This window comes from Deinococcus sp. (genome assembly GCF_025362455.1).
GTDB lineage: Bacteria > Deinococcota > Deinococci > Deinococcales > Deinococcaceae > Deinococcus.
Map to the genome: position 1 here is coordinate 1 of NZ_JANYGJ010000027.1, position 17,171 is coordinate 17,171.

The 17,171-nt window shown below is 62.9% G+C and carries 16 protein-coding genes and 2 pseudogenes; 6 read left to right on the forward strand and 12 right to left on the reverse strand.

The annotated features are described in order from the left end of the window. Positions 1-612 precede the first annotated feature (612 nt). A complete protein-coding gene (locus Q0R23_RS01615) occupies positions 613-2,343 on the reverse strand; it encodes a hypothetical protein (protein ID WP_293909661.1) in 1,731 nt (576 codons plus the stop codon). Positions 2,344-2,514: 171 nt separating this feature from the next. Between Q0R23_RS01615 and Q0R23_RS01620 the strand changes: the two genes are divergently transcribed. Continuing rightward, on the forward strand, positions 2,515-3,444 hold the full coding sequence (locus Q0R23_RS01620) for an IS30 family transposase (protein ID WP_293909663.1): 930 nt from the start codon (positions 2,515-2,517) through the stop codon (positions 3,442-3,444). 7 nt (positions 3,445-3,451) lie between these two features. Then, positions 3,452-3,577 (forward strand): annotated as a pseudogene (locus Q0R23_RS01625) (integrase); the annotation flags it as partial. Between the two features lie 114 nt (positions 3,578-3,691). On the opposite strand, the gene Q0R23_RS01630 reads toward Q0R23_RS01625, so the two are convergent. Then, a complete protein-coding gene (locus Q0R23_RS01630) occupies positions 3,692-4,939 on the reverse strand; it encodes an ATP-binding protein (RefSeq protein ID WP_293909665.1) in 1,248 nt (415 codons plus the stop codon). A 296-nt stretch (positions 4,940-5,235) separates the two neighbouring features. On the opposite strand from Q0R23_RS01630, the gene istA reads away from it, so the two are divergent. Both istA and istB read left to right on the forward strand, forming a co-directional pair. Beyond that, positions 5,236-6,861, forward strand: coding sequence for an IS21 family transposase (gene istA, locus Q0R23_RS01635; protein ID WP_293909667.1), 1,626 nt, complete (start codon positions 5,236-5,238; stop codon positions 6,859-6,861). Between the two features lie 7 nt (positions 6,862-6,868). After that, positions 6,869-7,630 carry an IS21-like element helper ATPase IstB gene (gene istB / locus Q0R23_RS01640; RefSeq protein WP_293909669.1) on the forward strand — a complete coding sequence of 254 codons (762 nt, stop codon included), beginning with the start codon at positions 6,869-6,871 and terminating at the stop codon, positions 7,628-7,630. Between the two features lie 652 nt (positions 7,631-8,282). Here istB and Q0R23_RS01645 read toward each other — a convergent pair. The 7 genes from Q0R23_RS01645 to Q0R23_RS01675 all read right to left on the reverse strand — a co-directional run bounded on the left by Q0R23_RS01645 (position 8,283) and on the right by Q0R23_RS01675 (position 14,192). Then, a complete protein-coding gene (locus tag Q0R23_RS01645) occupies positions 8,283-8,552 on the reverse strand; it encodes a hypothetical protein (protein WP_293909672.1) in 270 nt (89 codons plus the stop codon). Next, positions 8,542-9,171: a ParA family protein gene (locus tag Q0R23_RS01650; protein WP_293909675.1), complete on the reverse strand. Its 630-nt coding sequence runs from the start codon at positions 9,169-9,171 to the stop codon at positions 8,542-8,544. Before Q0R23_RS01650 ends, Q0R23_RS01645 begins: the two co-directional genes overlap by 11 nt. A gap of 323 nt (positions 9,172-9,494) precedes the next feature. After that, positions 9,495-10,427 carry a bifunctional DNA primase/polymerase gene (locus tag Q0R23_RS01655; RefSeq protein ID WP_293909678.1) on the reverse strand — a complete coding sequence of 311 codons (933 nt, stop codon included), beginning with the start codon at positions 10,425-10,427 and terminating at the stop codon, positions 9,495-9,497. Between the two features lie 83 nt (positions 10,428-10,510). Next, positions 10,511-12,343 (reverse strand): ParB N-terminal domain-containing protein, encoded by a 1,833-nt coding sequence (locus Q0R23_RS01660; RefSeq protein ID WP_293909681.1) that lies wholly within the window; start codon positions 12,341-12,343, stop codon positions 10,511-10,513. A 132-nt stretch (positions 12,344-12,475) separates the two neighbouring features. After that, entirely contained in the window at positions 12,476-13,450 is a 975-nt protein-coding gene (locus Q0R23_RS01665; RefSeq protein ID WP_293909684.1) for an ArdC family protein, read from the reverse strand. Next, positions 13,447-13,746, reverse strand: coding sequence for a hypothetical protein (locus Q0R23_RS01670; protein WP_293909687.1), 300 nt, complete (start codon positions 13,744-13,746; stop codon positions 13,447-13,449). Before Q0R23_RS01670 ends, Q0R23_RS01665 begins: the two co-directional genes overlap by 4 nt. A 2-nt stretch (positions 13,747-13,748) precedes the next feature. Further along, positions 13,749-14,192 (reverse strand): hypothetical protein, encoded by a 444-nt coding sequence (locus tag Q0R23_RS01675; RefSeq protein WP_293909690.1) that lies wholly within the window; start codon positions 14,190-14,192, stop codon positions 13,749-13,751. A gap of 142 nt (positions 14,193-14,334) precedes the next feature. Between Q0R23_RS01675 and Q0R23_RS01680 the strand changes: the two genes are divergently transcribed. Then, positions 14,335-14,544 carry a helix-turn-helix domain-containing protein gene (locus tag Q0R23_RS01680; RefSeq protein ID WP_293909692.1) on the forward strand — a complete coding sequence of 70 codons (210 nt, stop codon included), beginning with the start codon at positions 14,335-14,337 and terminating at the stop codon, positions 14,542-14,544. 1,017 nt (positions 14,545-15,561) lie between these two features. Here the strand turns inward: Q0R23_RS01680 and Q0R23_RS01685 are convergent. The 3 genes and pseudogenes from Q0R23_RS01685 to Q0R23_RS01695 form a co-directional block, all read right to left on the reverse strand. Next, on the reverse strand, positions 15,562-16,026 hold the full coding sequence (locus tag Q0R23_RS01685; RefSeq protein WP_293909694.1) for a helix-turn-helix transcriptional regulator: 465 nt from the start codon (positions 16,024-16,026) through the stop codon (positions 15,562-15,564). Then, complete coding sequence (locus Q0R23_RS01690) at positions 16,023-16,469, reverse strand: hypothetical protein (protein WP_293909696.1); 447 nt, start codon at positions 16,467-16,469, stop codon at positions 16,023-16,025. Before Q0R23_RS01690 ends, Q0R23_RS01685 begins: the two co-directional genes overlap by 4 nt. A 103-nt stretch (positions 16,470-16,572) precedes the next feature. Further along, positions 16,573-16,803: pseudogene (locus Q0R23_RS01695) on the reverse strand (recombinase family protein); the annotation flags it as partial. Between the two features lie 89 nt (positions 16,804-16,892). Here Q0R23_RS01695 and Q0R23_RS01700 point away from each other — a divergent pair. Beyond that, complete coding sequence (locus Q0R23_RS01700) at positions 16,893-17,165, forward strand: excalibur calcium-binding domain-containing protein (protein WP_366520374.1); 273 nt, start codon at positions 16,893-16,895, stop codon at positions 17,163-17,165. Positions 17,166-17,171 lie beyond the last annotated feature (6 nt).

A 17,171-nucleotide genomic window follows, 5' to 3' on the forward strand; every position in this document is an offset into this window, starting at 1 on the left:
TTTCACTCAGGTCGATCTCAGCACCGTCCTGGCCGTCCAACACGCCCTCAACCACCGACCCCGCAAGGTCCTGGGGTACTGCACCCCGTATGAGGTACACTCCAACCATCAGACCCGTGCGTTAGCAACTTGAATTCGTCATTGCCTTTGCTCTTTCCTAGGAGGCATGCTGTCGTGAAGCCTTGGGAAGTTTTCGGAAATCAGCGCTGAAATAGACCGATAACAAGCCAATATCTGGCACCCAGCGATTAACTGATCCCCCCGCCTGACCACAGCACCTCCACGCACTTCAAATCACGCGGTTAATGGGGGTGCCCATCTTTCCCGCTCGATGCCCTGCCGGAATCCCCAACGTCAGTTTTGCAACAAAGCCGTTTCGGACTGGGACGCTCTGAGCGCCGAATACTTGTCGAGTAAGGTCAGTAACTAGTGGTGTCACAATCGAACTGTTTCGTAACTGGGTAAAGGACTGCTCCCGCCCAGTTAGGACCTCATGGTGCTCCCAAAACCCGTTTAACATGGAGTCAGGACGTAGGACGAGCAAAGAACTACGTGTAGCCGATGACGCAAAATCGGTTGGTTGGGGTTCGCCGACCCAGGAATAAACATCCGCTATAGCGGCGGGAACGGCGGCACACCGGCTGCCGTATTACTCGTTTCCTGCCACGCCGCCTCGACGTCCTCGGGATTAGCGGTGCGGGGGAGCGCTAATACGCCTGCGAGCTGTTTCGCCATGACGCAAAAGCCATGCTGAGACGAGTCGATGATACTTTCCCATGCCCATCGCACTTCCAAGCAACCCGCTCCAAGCGCGCGTAGCGTTGTCGATCGTGCGATCGCCCGAAAGCCGTCGAGCGTTGCCTCGGCCATCTCCGCTCCAAGCCCCGTCGCGAGGACGCCGCCATGCTCCCATACCGGCTCGCGCACATGAACAACGACACTGAGACGCGCCGAGCCGGGCGATCCGGCCGTAGCCGGCGTGAACATCCCGCCAAGACAACCCGCCCGACGCTCGCCCGTGTACCGTATCGCAGCATGAAGCGGTTCGCGATGGGACGATGGAAGCGCGGGCTGTCCCCAACTCACCACCCGGTCGCCAACATAGGCCGCTTCTGCGGGCACCCCATCCAGGTCAACAGAAAGCCAACCTCCGCCGGGCGTTTTTCGAATCTGGATGGTCGCGGGCTCATTCGTAGAGTGGTTGGGTGGGATCATCATGAGCAACTGCCGCATCCCCGCCGCGAAAGCGGCAGCACAGGTCTCCAGACCGCGGCAGTCTGTAACCTTCGACCGCTCGGGAATATGGGTGAGCGCGAAACATCCCGTGAGGTTTAGCTCTCCGCCGACGGTCAGTCCGTCCGGCAGGCGGGTGAGTGCCGTGCAGTTCGTAAGATTCAGCTCTCCGCTAACGGTCAGTCCGTCCGGCAGATGGGTGAGTGCCGTGCAAAATGCGAGGTTCAGCTTCCCGCTGAAGGTCAGCCCGTCCGGCAGCTGGATAAGTGCCGTGCAGTCTGTGAGGTCGAGCTCTCCGCCGACGGTCAGCCCGTCCGGAAGACGGGTGAGTGCCGTGCAGTTCGTAAGATTCAGCTTCCCGCCGACGGTCAGCCCGTCCGGCAGGTGGATGAGTGCCTCGCAATCTGAGAGGTCTAGCTCTCCGCCGACGGTCAACCTGTCCGGCAGGTGGGTGAGTGCCATGCAGTCCGTGAGGTCTAGCTCTCCGCCGACGGTCAGCCCGTCAGGCAGATGGGTGAGCGCTGTACAGAATGCGAGGTTCAGCTTCCCGTCGACGGTCAGCCCGTCCGGCAGGTGAGTAAGCGCCGTGCAGTTCGTAAGATTCAGCTCTCCGCCGACGGTCAGGTCATTCGGCAGGTCAGTAAGCGCCGTGCAGTCCGCGAGCCTCAGCCCTCCACGGAGTGTCAGCCCATACGACAGACGGGTAAGCGCAGGGCAATACGTGAGGTCTAGCTCTCCGCCGACGGTTAATCCGTCCGGCAGATGGGTGAGCGCTGTGCATCCCGAGAGGCTCAGGTCTCCGCCGACGGTCAGCCCGTCCGGCAGGTGAGTGAGCGCCTTGCATCCCGCAAGGCTCAGGTCTCCGCCGAGGATCAGCCTGTCGGGTAAACAGGCGAGCGCAGTGCATCCCGCGAGGCTCAGCCATCCGCCGACGGTTAACCCATCAGGTAGGTGGGCGAGCGCGGTACATCCCGCGAGGCTCAGCCACCCGCCGACGATTAGTCCGTCTGGCAGGTGGGTCAGCGTCGTGCAATCCTTAAGCACCAGTGACCCGCTGCAGTCGGATGCTCTGTAGTCTTTAATCCTGCGGTCAGCCTCATCCGCATCCATAATTACCTCCCATGCCAGTCCATCTGCCGGGCAGCACTACCCGACGATCAGCGGCTTTCGACAATAAGTCCATTACCACTACATTGCGAAAGCGACCGTTTGGTGGATTCAAGTTGCTAGCGCACAGCGTGACCCGGAGGGGCTACGCTTTCTCTGTCAAAGGAGAAAAGCATGTCCTACAACCGTTTCACGCTCCCACTACGGTATCAGCTCCAAGCCCTTGTGAGGGCCAAACATGCTCTTCGCGCTATTGCAGAGCAACTGGGCGTCCACCGCACCACCATCGCCCGCGAGTTGTCTCGCGCTGTGCCTTATGAAGCTGAGCTGGCACACCAGCACGCCCACGACGAACAGAAGCGCCGTCATCGACTCAGAATTCAAGAGAGCGTGTGGGACGGGATAAGCGAGCGGTTGAGGCTGTTTCACAGTCCAGAGCAGATTGCTGGACGCCACGAGTTGGAGGGGCAGGACTGCCCCTCCGTGGAGCGCATCTACCAGTACGTGTACGCTCACCCTGAATTGGCTCAATATCTGCGTCAAGGCCGTTCAGAACGTCGTTGCCGCTCCTTGCGTCGCCGCGCTCCACTGCTCTGGACGAGCATCACTGAACGTCCAGAGGCAGCCGATACACGCCAGGAAATCGGCCATCTGGAGGCCGACTTGATGGAAGGGGCCAAAGGGAAGGGAAGCCTGGTGGTGGTGGAAGACCGTTGCTCACGGCTGATCGCCCTCAATCTGGTCATGCGAAAAACAGCGGTGGAAGTCTACACGGCGATGGATAGCGTGCTGGACGGCCAGAAGGTCAACACCATCACGGTTGACCAGGGGCGAGAGTTCGTCCTGACCGAGACGCTCGGTCAGCAGTGGGGCGCGACAACCTATGCCTGCCACGCTCACAGCCCCTGGGAGAAGGGATCGGTGGAGAACACCAATGGTCTGCTGAGACAGTTTTTCCCGAAGGGAACGGACTTTACGGCTGTGGAACTGTCGACCGTATTGGCCGTTCAGCATCTGATGAACAACAGACCCCGAAAAGTGTTGGGGTATCGCACCCCCCAGGAGGTACACTCGGCCCATCAGAGTGGTGCGCTAGCAACTTGAACTTACCCTGTATGCCCGGACGAAAGACTTCACGCGGGTCGGGCTGTTCCTGGGGCACGCCAGCGTGGACACCACCCGGCGCTACGTGGCCGTTCTGGAAGACGACGTGGCCGCCGAGGTCGAAGACTTCTGAAGGCGACGGGTGTCGTCGGTAGGGCGAGGTAGGTATGCAGGTCCGAGGTCGTGTTCAGATCGATCTGCGTGTTCCCTGGCCCCTGCGCCTTGGCAGGTGGGTCTGAGCGTGGCGTCAGGCGCCGACGATACCCATCTCGATTTGCGGGTTCGACTGCGCTTTCCAGAGGGCACTGACGGGCAGGGCCATCAAGCGCTCCCCGAACGGCACGGCCCGGTCGCCGGTGTAGAGCACCACTCCCCGGTAGAAGCGTTCCCCGGCGTCCTCTTCCAGCGCGCGCAGCCCTTTGAAATCGCGCTCACTGACGGTGGCGCTGGCTTTGACTTCTACGCCCACTACCTGTCCTCCGCGCGCCTCAATCACAGCGTCGACCTCCTGACCGCTGGCAGTGCGGTAGTGGTGCAGGGTGGCGGCGACCTCACTCCAGCCGAGCAGGCGCTGGAGTTCACCGACCACGAAAGTTTCAAGCAGCGCACCGAAGCCGCTCCGGCGCTGCTCGAGCGACGCGGCGGTCTGGCCCAGCAGATGAGCGCACAGACCGCTATCGGCGAGCATCACCTTGGGCGCTTTGATCAGCCGCTTGCTGTGGTTGGTAGCCCAGGCGGGCAGAGTATACACCAGATAGAGGGCGCGCAGCAGATCGGTGTAGCGACTCAAGGTCACGTTGTTCAGCCCGGCGTCACGGGCCAGATCGCTGGTGTTGAGCAGATTGCCGCTGCGGTCGGCCAGAAGGGTCAGCAGTCGGGGCAATTCGCTCACCCCGCTAATCCGGCTCAGGTCGCGCACGTCGCGCTCCATAAGGGTTCTCAGGTAATCGGCAAACCAGGCGTCCCGGCGGCGAGCTGAGCGGGTGATCACTTCAGGATAGCCGCCGCGTAACACCCGCTCCTCAAGATCGTGCAGGGGAAAACCGTGCGGCCACGCCTTGGCGAATATCTTGTCCACGAAGTTCTCACGCTGCCCCCCCTCCAGCTCGCCCTGCGAGAGGGGCCAGAGGTGATGCACACTCATGCGCCCGGCCAGTGAGTCGGCTACGCGTGGCAGGGTCAGGACGTTGGCGCTGCCAGTCAACAGGAACCGGCCTGGGCGTCGGTCGCGGTCAATGCTGGCCTTGATGCTCAGCAGGAGCTCTGGGACGCGCTGCACCTCGTCGATCAGCGCGCCGTCCGGCAGGCGCTGGACAAACCCCACCGGATCGCTGCGGGCCGCCGCCAGAGTGGTGAGGTCATCCAGGGTGTACCGGTGGGGGCTCAGGGCACCAGCCAGGGTACTTTTTCCCACCTGGCGGGCACCAACGATCATCACGACGGGGGTATCAGTCAGGGCCTCGCGGATGGCGGGTTCCAACAGGCGAAGATACATTTGGATAATTTAACAGTAGGTGACAGATTATTCAACAGTGCTAGTCAGAAATCCGAAGTGATACCCACGCCCCACGTCGCCTGGGAAGAGGTTCGTCGGGCGCGAAGTGGCGTGCACGTGAGTATCCTTTCAGGGGAACTGTCCGTTCAGGGCAGCAGCGCCTGCGACAGAGCTCCTTGCGTATTCCGGTCGTATGCGGCCAGTGATTCCAGCCGAATGCGGCGGCCGATTTTGGCCTAATGCGGCACCCAGAGCTGCTCTGTCCGGCACGCGAGACTCCACCGTCATCCTGAAGGATGACCAAGAAGCGTGTTGCCATGCGAAATATTCGGGAAGTTCTTCGCCTCAAGCTTGATCTGGGCTACAGCGACCAACAGGTGAGTCGCAGTGTCAGGGTGGCCCGAAGCACCGTGCAGAAGTACGTTCAACGGGCTCAGGAGGCAGGTTTGACCTGGCCTCTCCCATCAGATCTCGATGATCTGCAACTCGAAGCAACGTTGTTCGGTCCACGGGACCGAACAACCACAGCAGCGGCGATTCAGCCCGACTGGGCGCAGCTCGACCGCGAACTGCACCGGAAAGGGGTCACGCGGCGACTGCTGTGGGAAGAACACCGCCGTCAGCATCCAGATGGCGTGCAGTACTCGACGTTCGCCGAACAGTACCGCGTTTGGAAAAGCACCGCTGGGCTGTCGATGCGTCAGGTCCACCGGGCGGGCGAGAAGCTGTTCGTCGACTATGCCGGTCTGACCTTGGCCATCACCGACCCCAGGACCGGGGTCAGTCACCCCGGTCAGGTGTTCGTGGCGACGCTCGGCGCGAGTGACTACACCTATGTCGAGGTGACCCGGACCCAGAGCAGCGAGGACTGGCTGTCCTCGCACGTTCGGGCGCTCACATTTTTCGGTGGCGTGCCCGAAATGATCGTGCCAGACAACCTCAAGACGGGCGTGACCCACCCCAGCCGTTATGAACCGGAACTCAACCGCGCGTATGCCGAGTTTGCCGAGTATTACGGCGTCGCCATCATCCCCGCAAGGGTTCGCAAGCCGAAAGACAAGGCCCTGGTCGAAGTCCACGTGCAGATTGCCGAACGCTCCCTGCTGGCACCATTGCGGGATCAGGTGTACTTCAGTGTGGCGGCTGCTAATGAAGCGCTCTGGGGACCGCTGCGGGAACTCAATCTCCAACCCTTTCAGAAGCGGCTGGGAAGCCGCTTCGAACTCTTCACCGAGTTGGACCAGCCAGCTCTGCGTCCCCTGCCGTCTCAGCCTTTCGAGATCGCCAGCTGGAAACGCACCACCGTTGGGCTCGACTACCACGTCGAACTGGCAGGTCACTTCTACAGCGTGCCGTACCGGCACGCGAAGACGTCGGTCGATCTGCGACTCACGCCCCACCTGGTCGAGGTGTTCCTGAACAGCGTACGGATCGCGGTACATCACCGGGTGCTGGACCCGTCCAGCACCCATGCCCGGCAGACCACCCTCAAGGAACATATGCCGCCACACCATCAGCGCGTCGGTGAGTGGACGCCACAGCGTCTCCGGACGCGCGCCGCAGAGATCGGCCCTGGCACAGCGCAGCTAGTCGAGGCGTTGCTGAGCGCCAGTCGCCACCCGGAACAGTGCCAGCGGTCCTGTCAGGGGTTGTTTAAGCTCGCGCAGGCCTACGGCGTTGAGCGGCTGGAAGCTGCTTGCTGCCGGGCGGTGTTCCTACAGGCATTCAGCTACCGCAGCGTGGAATCCATCCTGAAGCACCACCTGGACGAGCTTCCCCTCACGCCAGAAGATCCGGCACCACGGGTGTCGGATCACGTCAACGTACGTGGCCCTGCGTACTACGGGCAGAACACCGCTCCAGAGACGGTTGAGCGCCTTTCACCCCTTCCTGAATACGAGTTCGACCCCACCCTGAACTGAGGTTTCTATGCTGCCACACCCAATTACCCACCAACTCCGTACCCTGAAGCTCGACGGGATGGCCCAGGCCATCCAGGAGCAGCAGGAACAGCCCCAGGCACGTGAACTCAGCTTCGAGGAGCGCCTGACGCTCCTCGTGGATCGGGAACTCGCCCACCGCGACGGCCGTACCACCCAGCGCCGCTTACTCGCCGCACGTCTCAAAGTTCAGGCCACCCTGGAAGATGTTGACACCAAGCACCCGCGCGGCCTGGACAGCAAGCTGCTGCGGACCCTCGGAGAGGGTCTGTGGATCAAGGAGAAGCGCGGGGTGATCATCACCGGCCCCACCGGAGTCGGCAAGACCTTCATCGGCTGCGCACTGGCCCACCAAGCTTGCCGGAAGGGCTACAGCGCCCAGTACGCTCAGACAGGCCGACTGTTGCAGGAACTGATTCTGGCGAAGGGGGATGGTCGCTATCTGAAGTTGCTTTCACAGCTCGCCAAAGTTCAGGTGTTGATCTTGGACGACTGGGGACTCGATACCCCGTCGGCGGAAGGGCGCCGAATTTTGCTCGAGATCCTGGATGACCGGTATGAACGTGGCTCGACCATCATCACCAGTCAGTTCCCAACCACCGTCTGGCACGAGAATCTTGGCGACCCGACCCTGGCGGACGCGATCCTTGATCGCGTCCTGCATCACGCCTACCGCATCGAGCTCAAAGGAGAAAGCCTGAGAAAGAAGGACCGAAAGGTGACTGCGGTGAAGTCCGAACTCCTAGAATGACCTCAGCTCGTGACCGGATTGAGGGGTGCCGCGTGCCACCATACTTGGGTGTCGCATTAGGCCGGAATTGGGTGCCGCATTGGCTGGAATACACACTCCTTGTGCCGTCGATCTCAAACAAGGCGGAGTTGAATCTGGGACGGGGCATTGGCGCACACATCCGGTGGCTTCTGTTTGAAGGTTCGGACCAGTTGACACCACCAGTCATGACGCACACCCTGACCGCCCACAGCGAACGATTCGATCAGGCCGACGAACCGAGCGTCGCCAACCGGCCACATCGCCAGTCCGAACGCTAATACCTGTAAAGCAGTTTACTGCTTTACAGGTATACCGTCACAAACAGCGCCGAACCGCCTTGCTTCATGCCAACGTATCGCGTGTCCCTGAGCGGCGCCGGATCAACCGCCTGCCGGTGTCGTGAGCTGTTCGCACTACGTCGCCGTCTCAATGAGGCTAGGCTACGGAGTGCGAATGAAGCGCCGTATACAGCCGCTCTGGCCTTACACCTGTTCTCCTCTCCCCTACTGGCCTCCACCGGCCCTGCGCCCGCCTGATCGGTGCCGGGAGTCGCGCTTACGGCGTTCCCCACCATGAGCACCTTTGTCAACTTACTGCTTTACTGCTTTACTGCTTCAAGAATCAGCCAGCTTTATTTTGTTTCGTGGCGGTCCAGGTAGTCGCGCAGGGCCTGGTCAAGCACACTCTTGATGCTGGGACGTATACCTGGGGTGCGGGCCGCCTTGAGCTGAGCGACATGAATATTCAGGCGGCGACTGATCTCGGCGTCCAAGTAGTTGGTGAAGCGCACCTCCTGGGCCTCCGGTGCGGATGGCGCTTCAAGTGATTGCTGCTTTACTGACTTACTGCTTTGCTGTAGTCCAGCCAGTACGCCGAACTTGGTGCCCTTTTCAGCGGACATCTCTCATCACCTCCCTGACCACAACTTCGTAATCGAGCCACACCAGCTTGGCGTAGCGGTCACCCTTGACGTCACGCACACTGACACCCTCGCGGGCCGCCTTGCTGACCGCCACCGCGTGGCGGATGTCGCGGCTGAACATGGGGATCTCAGCTCGGTCCAGTTCCAGCCGCAGGTCAAGCCCGTCCGCATTGGGGGCGGGCGGCACATCAGTGATAAGCACCCGGTAATTGCGAACGTCGTGACCGATCAACGGCGCCAGTGTGGCCACCAGGCCGTCGGCACTCACGCCGTCAGGCTTGGTCGGCACGATCAGCAGCGCAGAGTTCCGCGCCAGATCGACCAGTTCCTCCTGACCCTCACCGCCTTTGGTATCCAGCACCACGAAATCGTAGGCGTCGCGCTCGAAGGTCTGCCTGGTGAAATTGGAATACAGGGTGGTTTCAAACGCCCAGGTGTAGCCAGCGTTTTTGGAGGTCCATTTACTGGCCGACTGCAAGCGCTCGTCGGCGTCTACCAGCAGGGTGTTGCCCTTGACCGCCAGATGCGCCGCCAGCGTCACTGCCGTCGTGGTCTTCCCTACCCCACCCTTCTCCGAGGCCACACTGATCAGTTTCATGGCTTAATATAGCAGTAAAACAGATTAGCAGTAAACTTTTATATCGATATTACCTGCATGCAAATCGTGCCTGGGAGCTATCCAGCCTTCAAATGAACACCCGACGGTATAGCAGTTTACTGTTATACCGCTAAGACAGTATGGCGCCCTGACCGTACCCATTGGCAGCGTAGGGCCTGGCCGTGAACACCCTAAAATTGGAACCTTTGGGGAAGGGGAGAGGGGGAGCACCAACCTCCCCGCCAGATTCTTGGTCAGGAACAGGATGTCTTCAGATTCCGAATCAGTTGGTGGCGGAGCAGGGGCAGAAGGTCCGCTCGCCTTCAAAGCCTCCGCCGGTTCCGGCGGTAGACGCTACGTACCGTTGCCCGGAATTCTTCGGGTGTATAGGGCTCGTGGCGGCCTTTGGTATTGACTGGGGGTTGCAGGCTGATCCAGTACGGCCCCACCTCCAGCGTCTCCCAGGACTGGTAGTGATGATCGCGTAACGCCCTGACCAGCACGAAGCCGCCCTCGTTGCGCCCCCGCTGCCGGGCAACGTGCAGGGCGTAGTCGATCAGCTCGCCCACGTCGCGCCGGGTGCCCGCATCGACCTCCGGCGGCGTGACCTCATCCCTATCAGCTTCGGTTACCTGCTCGGCAGCCAGACCACAGAGCTGCCGCAACGGTAAGACCTTGCCGCCAACCGTCACGGCTTCGGGAATCGCCTGGCGCAGTAGCACTTTCTTCTCGTCCAGCCGCAGGTACGCCCCCACGTCAGTGGTGCTGGGTGGCAGCATCACCAGCCCGCCGTCGCCCCGGATGTCCAGGCCGGACGGCAGGATGCTCTTGGCTTTGGCGTTGATGGTCTGCACATGCCAGCCGGGGTGACGGATATAGACGTGATACCCGCCGCTGGGCGTTCGGACATGCGGCGCAAGCTTCAGGTGGCCCAGCAGTTCGACCCCGGCGCCCAGATCGAAGTCCAGCGCCACCAGGTTGGACAGTTCGCCCGTGACCAGCGCCAGGCCGCCCGCCCGGAAGCTCAGAAACCAGGTTTTGAGTTCACGGTCGGTGGGGGGCCGCTCGCGCAGCGTGGTCCAGCTCGCCCGGACCCGGCCTCCCTCTTCATCCCAGACGCTGTGCCCAGTGGCTTTCAGCGCGGCGTAGTGCGGCTGCTTGGCGTAGGCGCCGCCCGTGCCCGCTGGAACGAGGCTCAGACCCGCCTCGACGTACTGGCTGGCGGCGCGGTAGAGCTGCTGTGGGGTCGGGGGCATGGTGATTCTCCTGGGTCAGGATGGTGGAATGGCGGATGCTTGGTGTCGGGGCAGGGGAGACCCCCACCCCGACACGAGCATCCTTACGACTGGAATTTCACCAGCTCAGGCAGCCAGCCTGCCGCCGTCAGTGCCGCCGAGCGCTCCAGAATCCTGGCCTTAAGTTCCTTTTTCGGGCAGCCATGTTTGAAAGCGGGGCGTAGTTCAGCGGGCATGGTCCCGATCAGGGCCACCAGGTCGGTGCTGCGGTAGGCGTCCAGGTAGGCGTCCGTCAGGATGAAGCGGTTGACCAGATCGCCCGCCAGCTCGACCTTCGCCGCAAACCCGTTCAGCGCCTGACTGGGGCGGCTGGTGTGGCTCTCCCAGGCGCCGACCTGCCGGTGGGTCAGGGAGGCGAGGACCCGCACCAGCTCCCCCAGGGTCACGTCCTCGGCGCTCAGCACATCATAGACACCGACTTCAGGCGCGGGGCGCCGGGTGCCGTCGTCCAGTTCGGTGAACAGCGCCGGAAAACGCTCCTGTACCCAGGCGCTCAGGGCCAGGCTTTCTGGGGTGAGAGGCGACTCTTTGCGGCCCGTCACCTTCAGGCCCATCAGCTCGCCCCGCCCGTGCGTGGCGTCTTGCCACAGCCGCTCGATGGCGAGCACCAGGCAGGCCCGCTCGTGGGTCGCCAGGTAGCCGTCCAGGGCCTGACAGCGCGTTTCATGCCCGATGCGGTGGGCCGTCTCACGGACCCCCAGGCCGGTCTGTTCTGGCGAGCTGAGTCGGCTCAAACGCCGGGGCGTGGCGGTGGTCCCTCCCGGCTCCGCCTGACTGGCCCGCACGTTATTGATCCGGGCGACGTGTTCATAACGCTCAACCCGGCCCGTCACAGTGCTGTAAACGAAGACCAACGTGCCTCTGAAGGCTTCTGGCACCCGGTAGGACTCCAGCCAGTCCTGATAGGGAAGACGGGCATACGGGTCTTCGCTAGGCAGAATCAGCACCGTCTTCCAGCCGCTCGCCAGCAGCTCAACCTTGTGGGCTTCCAGGGTTTCGAGTTGCTTATTCAAAGCCTGCTTGGGATCACTGAAGCGGGCTGGCAGATCTCCGATCAGCCCTTCCTCGATCTGAAGGCCGCTCCCTGGCACATCGAACAGCGCGTGCTCGACCAAAAAGGCGCCCGATTTGACCAGTTGATGCAGGGTGCGGAGACTGGCCCCGCTGCGGGCCTGTTCGGTCAGGCTACGTTTGAGCGCCCCACTGGTGCTGGCGATGATCCGGGCGTGTTCCAGCGTGATGTCGCCTGCGTCCAGCAGCTTGCGGCCTGCCTGACCCAAACCCGCTGCCAGTTGAATGCGGCCCTTGACGGTGCCGGGGTGCTTGCCGTATCTCAGAGCGATGTAGTCGATGCTGCGACCCGCCGCGTTCAAGGCCAGGTAGGCGTCGGCCTCTTCCAGGGGCGTCATGTCCTGGCGCTGGATGTTCTCGACGGTGGCGGTTTCGATCAGCTCGGCGTCGGTCATCGGCTCAATGCAAAACGGCAGTGGATAGCTGCCGGGCACCTGAATGAACTGTTCGGTCATGACTGGGCGCCCGTTGGCGTCCTGGCCGCTTTGCACCGCGATGGTCAGTCCCTGTACCAGCAGCTCAACGGCCCGCTGGCGGCGCTCTCCGGCGGCAATTTCTATACCTTCAACGCTAGGGCGCCCCATCAGGTTCTGCATCACGCCGCTGCCGATAATGGTCCCGCGCTCGTCCCTGGGGGTGCGCTCGTAGATGTTGCGGGCCAGCTCAATCAGGGCGGCGGCGTCAAACTTCTTGCGGGGGTTGAGCGGACTGCGGCGCACGCTGGAAAACGGCACCAGCTCCACACGGCTTGAGACGGGGGCGAAGGTGAGCTGGACGGCGGGCGTGAGCTGCTGAGCTGCGGTCATGGTGGTTCCTCCTGGGTGGTGAAATGGGGGCGATGAAAGGGGGGCGTGAACGTGGGTAATGGTGCTAAGCAGTCGGTGTCTTGAGGCGCCCTGAAGCGCCTAACCCGCGCGGCCATAGGCCGCGCTCGCGGCTTAGTCGGCGGCGCTCCTGGCCGTCTGCTGCGCCTGAATCCGCTCCTGCACCCGGCTGACGGTTTTTGCAATCCGCTTCAGGCTGGTCTGTAAGGCCTCGGCATGGCCGCCCCAGGCCGTCACATAGTCGGCGGTCTGGGCGGTGGCGTCGATGCCGTAGGCGGCGCACAGCACATAGGCGGCGCCGTCGGCCTCCAGTTCGCGCACGGCCCGGCTGGGCAGGTCTTCAGGCCGCTGCCCGTTGTCCGTGAAATGCAGTTCAGCGTGCGCCCACTCGTGAAAGAAGACCCGCAGGGCGTGGGCAGGCTGTCCGGCGCAGCGGGCGGTGTTGAGAACGATCTGCTGGCCGTCGGTCCAGCCGTGCGCGGAGGAGTGGCGTCCCCAGGGGCGTCCGTTCACGACGAGGGCGGTGTGGGGGGCGTCCTCCCAGCGCACCGGGACCGGGACGGCGGAACTCAGGTCGTCGATCAGGGCACGGTGGCCCTCGTCGCCGCCTGGCACGGTCATGAAGCCCTGAGTGGGCAGGGGCTCGCCTTCGGTGTCGTAGTCGGCAAAGACGGAGACGTAACGAAACCCCACCAGCTTTTGAGGCTGCTTCCCCTCGGTGGTCCTCGCGGCGTCCGGGTCCTTGACGGTCAACGGCGCCAGAATCCGTACCGCTTTGGCCCCTTTCTTGACGCTGCGGCCTGACGCCAGCCAGTTCCGAAACCCGGCGACGTACTGGGAGGCAGGGGCCTGGGTCCAGATCAGCAACTGGTTGTTGAGGCTGTAGCTGTGGAAGCGGGCCGAGAAGCGCATGAAGGCCAGCAGTTCGGCGCTTTCGCCCTGCTGAAGCCGGGTGCTGAGGTGCTCAAGCTGGGTGCTAACACGCTCCAGCAGCTCGGCAGTGATGGCCTGGGACGCGGCGCGGGCGGACAGGTGCCGTTCTGTTCTTGGCGCATCGGCCTGGCCTTCGGGGGTGGCAGCTTGGCTCATGCTCGCCTCTCCCGCACATCCGCCAGATGGTAGAAGCAGCCGAAAGTGTCCCCGTCCAGGCGCACCTGTGGCCGCGCCTGGTTGCCGAAATCAAAGCCGATCACCACGCCTTCTAACCCCAGATCACCCGGCTTGAACGCCCCGAACAGTGGGCTGTTGATGATGACCACCCGCGTGCCGAGTTCGACGGGCGCTTCAGGCTGCTGGGCATACTTTGCCGCCAGGGCCTGACGCTTCTTACTGATCGGCTTGGGCGCCTGGCGCACCCGCTCCTTCCAGGGGTTGAGCCCGGCCATGCTCACGCGCTCACCGCCTGATTGGCCGCTGCTGGGTAGCAGCTACACAGGTACGCCCAGACCGCATCGGCCTGGGGGGCGCTCAGGGCGGCCAGGCTGTAGATGCTGTGGTCGTCGGTGGCGGCGCGGGCGAAGGCGTAGTGCTCGGCGGCGGGAATGCCGACCCGGCCCATCACGCGGTGAAGCTGGTGGGCGCGGGGGTTGCCGATTGGGGCGGCGGGCAGTACCTCAGCAGTAAGGGTGACCGTCTGGGCGTTTTGGAGCAGGCGCACGGCGCGGCTCAAGCTGGCGGCTTGCCCGTTCACCTGGGCGCTGAGCGGGGCGCCGACTTCCTCGCGGCTGAGGGTCACGCTGTCGCGGCTGACCTCGGTAACCACGCTGCACTCACGGTAGGTGGTAACGATGGCGAAAGTACGCGATAGGGCGGGAGCTGAAGTAGCATTCATGGTGCTTCCTTCTGAACGGGGGAAGTCAGGGGGGCGCCCAATCTTGGCGGAGGAAGCGCCCCTTCCTGCTGTCTGCTATAGTATCATATTTGGATAGTGTTGTCAAATTTGGATAATGAGCCAGATATGATAGCGTTAATGCATGAATGCTGAAATCAGGGCGGCGGTAGATGCCCGGTTAAAAGAGAAGGGCATGTCACGTGCCGACCTGGCCCGCGCCATTGAGGCGCAGCCAAACAACATCACCCGTGCGCTCAACGACACGGGGGGCCGGGGAGGCAGCGTTCCTAAATTGTGGGCCGACATTCTCGACGCTCTCGACTTGGAACTTATCGCCCAACCTTCGTCATAGCAAAGCGCAGCAGTAGGTCGGTTACGCGAGGTAGACAGCAACATCCAGAGCTTGAAACGGAAAGCCCCAAAGACGGTAAATTTCGGAGCGCGTATGGCCGGGGCCTTCCACCCTTTCCCCCGCCCTCGCCGCTGTCAAGCGCCGCAGGCGTCGTAAGCCGCGCCCTTCGCGGGTTTGACAGCTCTCAGGCGCCTTCAGATCCTTGGCGGCACGCCAGCAAGAAAACGCTGCTCTGTCCAGCATTTTTCTTGCTGGCGGATAAGGCTGCTTAAGGCTGTCGCTGTTGGCCGCGCTCGGCTTGGGTGCCGAGCCGCCTCAAACCCCACGACGGGCGCGGACAGGCCCGGTAGGTGCCGTTCTGTTCAAGACGCGACCCAGCCCGCCGTGAGCCGCGCGAACGCCGGGTTCAGACACCGTGCGCCGTCAGGCGCTCCTTCTTGACTTGCGCCACTCGGCGCAACCTCCGTTGTGCGTGCGGCGCAGCCTGGCGCACCGCGCCTACGGATCTGTTCGCGCTCCTAAACTGGAAGGTCAGAAGCCGCGTTGCGACGCGACCGTGAGGAAGCGGCGCGCCCTGAGCGGCTGGTCGCTGACAGGCGACTGACCTGGAGGGCTGGCCGCCAGGCCGATGGACAGGCGGCTGTGGATGGGTCAGGCCCGGCTCAGCGCGGCGCAGTCAGCCAGCATCGAGTAACTGGACACCGAACGGAACAGATTGTCACTTTGCTCTGGGAATCACGGCTAATCCGCGCAGCCGGGCACCGCGCCCTGAGGCACACGAATCTGCGGCACTCGCTCGTCAACTCGCCGCCTCCACCTTGACGTACCCTGAGCCCATGCCCCGCCGCAAACCCACCGCTGAACCCCCACCGGCCAGCACCCTGCCCTTCGGCCTCTATACCGTCGACGGCCTTCAGCGTTCACGAGTTGGCAGCGTGGGCCAGGGGTCACAGACCACCGCCGGCAGTCCCAGGAAATCATTGGTGTTGCGCGTGATCAGCGCCCCACCGCCGCTCGCTAGGCAGGCCGTGCGCCCCGCGCCTCCGGGTCGTTCACCCAGGACGTTGACGGTTGCTGTTCCTGGACGCGAGTCCGGCAGACTTCGACGATGCTGAGTACCCGGTCCAGACTGGCCCCGCTGTACCCGGTCGCCTCATAGCGGCGGATCTGCTCTTCGTGGACCCCCAGCAGTTCTCCCAGGGTGCGGTGGTTGAGCCGGGCGGCCAGGCGCAGCTCGATCAGCAGTGTCGGCAAACGCTCGATGATGTCCAGATGCTCGAAGACCACGTTCCCAGTGGTGAGCGCCCGGTACTGGTCGAGTTCCTGATCCAGGCTTTCAAGCTGAGAAGCAATCCCCTGCTGGTGGAGTTGCTGCCGAAGCCCGACTGCGCTAGCAGGCTGGGCCTTGAGGTCCGCCAGGGCGCTGAAAAGCTCCTGCCGCTTGATAGTGGCAACCTTGTACTGTCGTTCGTTCTGAATCATGGCAGGCTCCTGAGATCGAAGATCACGATGCCCTTCGGCTGACCATCGCGGTCCTGCTGGAAAAAGTCCAGAAAGGTATGGCCCTGAGCGTCGCACGGGGTGTCCGCCAGAAAGAACTCGGTGCCGTACTTGCGTTTCTGGGCAAAACGCTGGCTACCGAAGTCCAGCATCACCGGGTCGAGTGCCTGAATCTTCAGGAGGGCGTCGTCACTCGCATCGTAGGCGACATCAACGTCATTAGGTCTGAGCTTCTCGGTTACGAAACTGCCGTCGATGTAAACCGTCAGGCATCCGGCCTCGCGCAGCACGGTCAATCCAGCCAGCAGGCCGGTGAGGAGGTTGACGCGCCGCCTACCGAGGCCAAACCGCTCGACCAGTTCAGGCCAGGTGCAGGGATGCTGACCGGGAGGCAGGACACCACGGGCGTCAAAAGGTGGTGCCATAACCCAACTATATTGTTGGGTTGCTTGGTTGTCAATGACTTGTTGGTGCTCTGGGGGGCGTGTGGTGAGTGCCGAATGTCGACACCCCGTACCCAACCCTTGCTCAGCGCTCTGCATTGAGGTGCTTGTAGAGCGTCTCCCGGCTGATGCCCAGCTCGTGGGCGAGGACTGTCTTCTTCTCCCCGGCGGCTAGCCGCGCGCGGATGACTGCCACCTGCGCGGCGTTCAGCTTAGGCTTGCGGCCCGTGTAGACGCCGTTTCTCTTGGCCACCTCAATGCCTTCCCGCTGGCGCTCACGGATCAGGCTGCGCTCGAACTCGGCGAAGGCGCCCATCCCGCAATGTGGTGATCGGGGTCGGGAAGAACAACTATGGGCACCCGACCGCCTCGGCGCTCTCGCTGTACCAGCAGGCGGGAGCAAGTGTGTACCGGACTGATCAGGACGGCACCGTGACGGTCCGGGTCAGGCCAGGTGGCCAGTACGCCGTGAGCACCGATCGGGAGGCGGCGCCCCAGAGACCCGTTGCTCCGGCACCGAAGCCAACAATTCCTGTCCCCTCACCAGCAGCCCAGTACAATATCTCGTACCGCAACTGCGCGGCGGTCCGAGCGGCGGGACAGGCACCGCTGCGGCTCGGACCGCCGGGCTACAGCCGTAAGCTCGACCGGGACGGCGACGGGGTGGCCTGCGAGTGAGCCGGG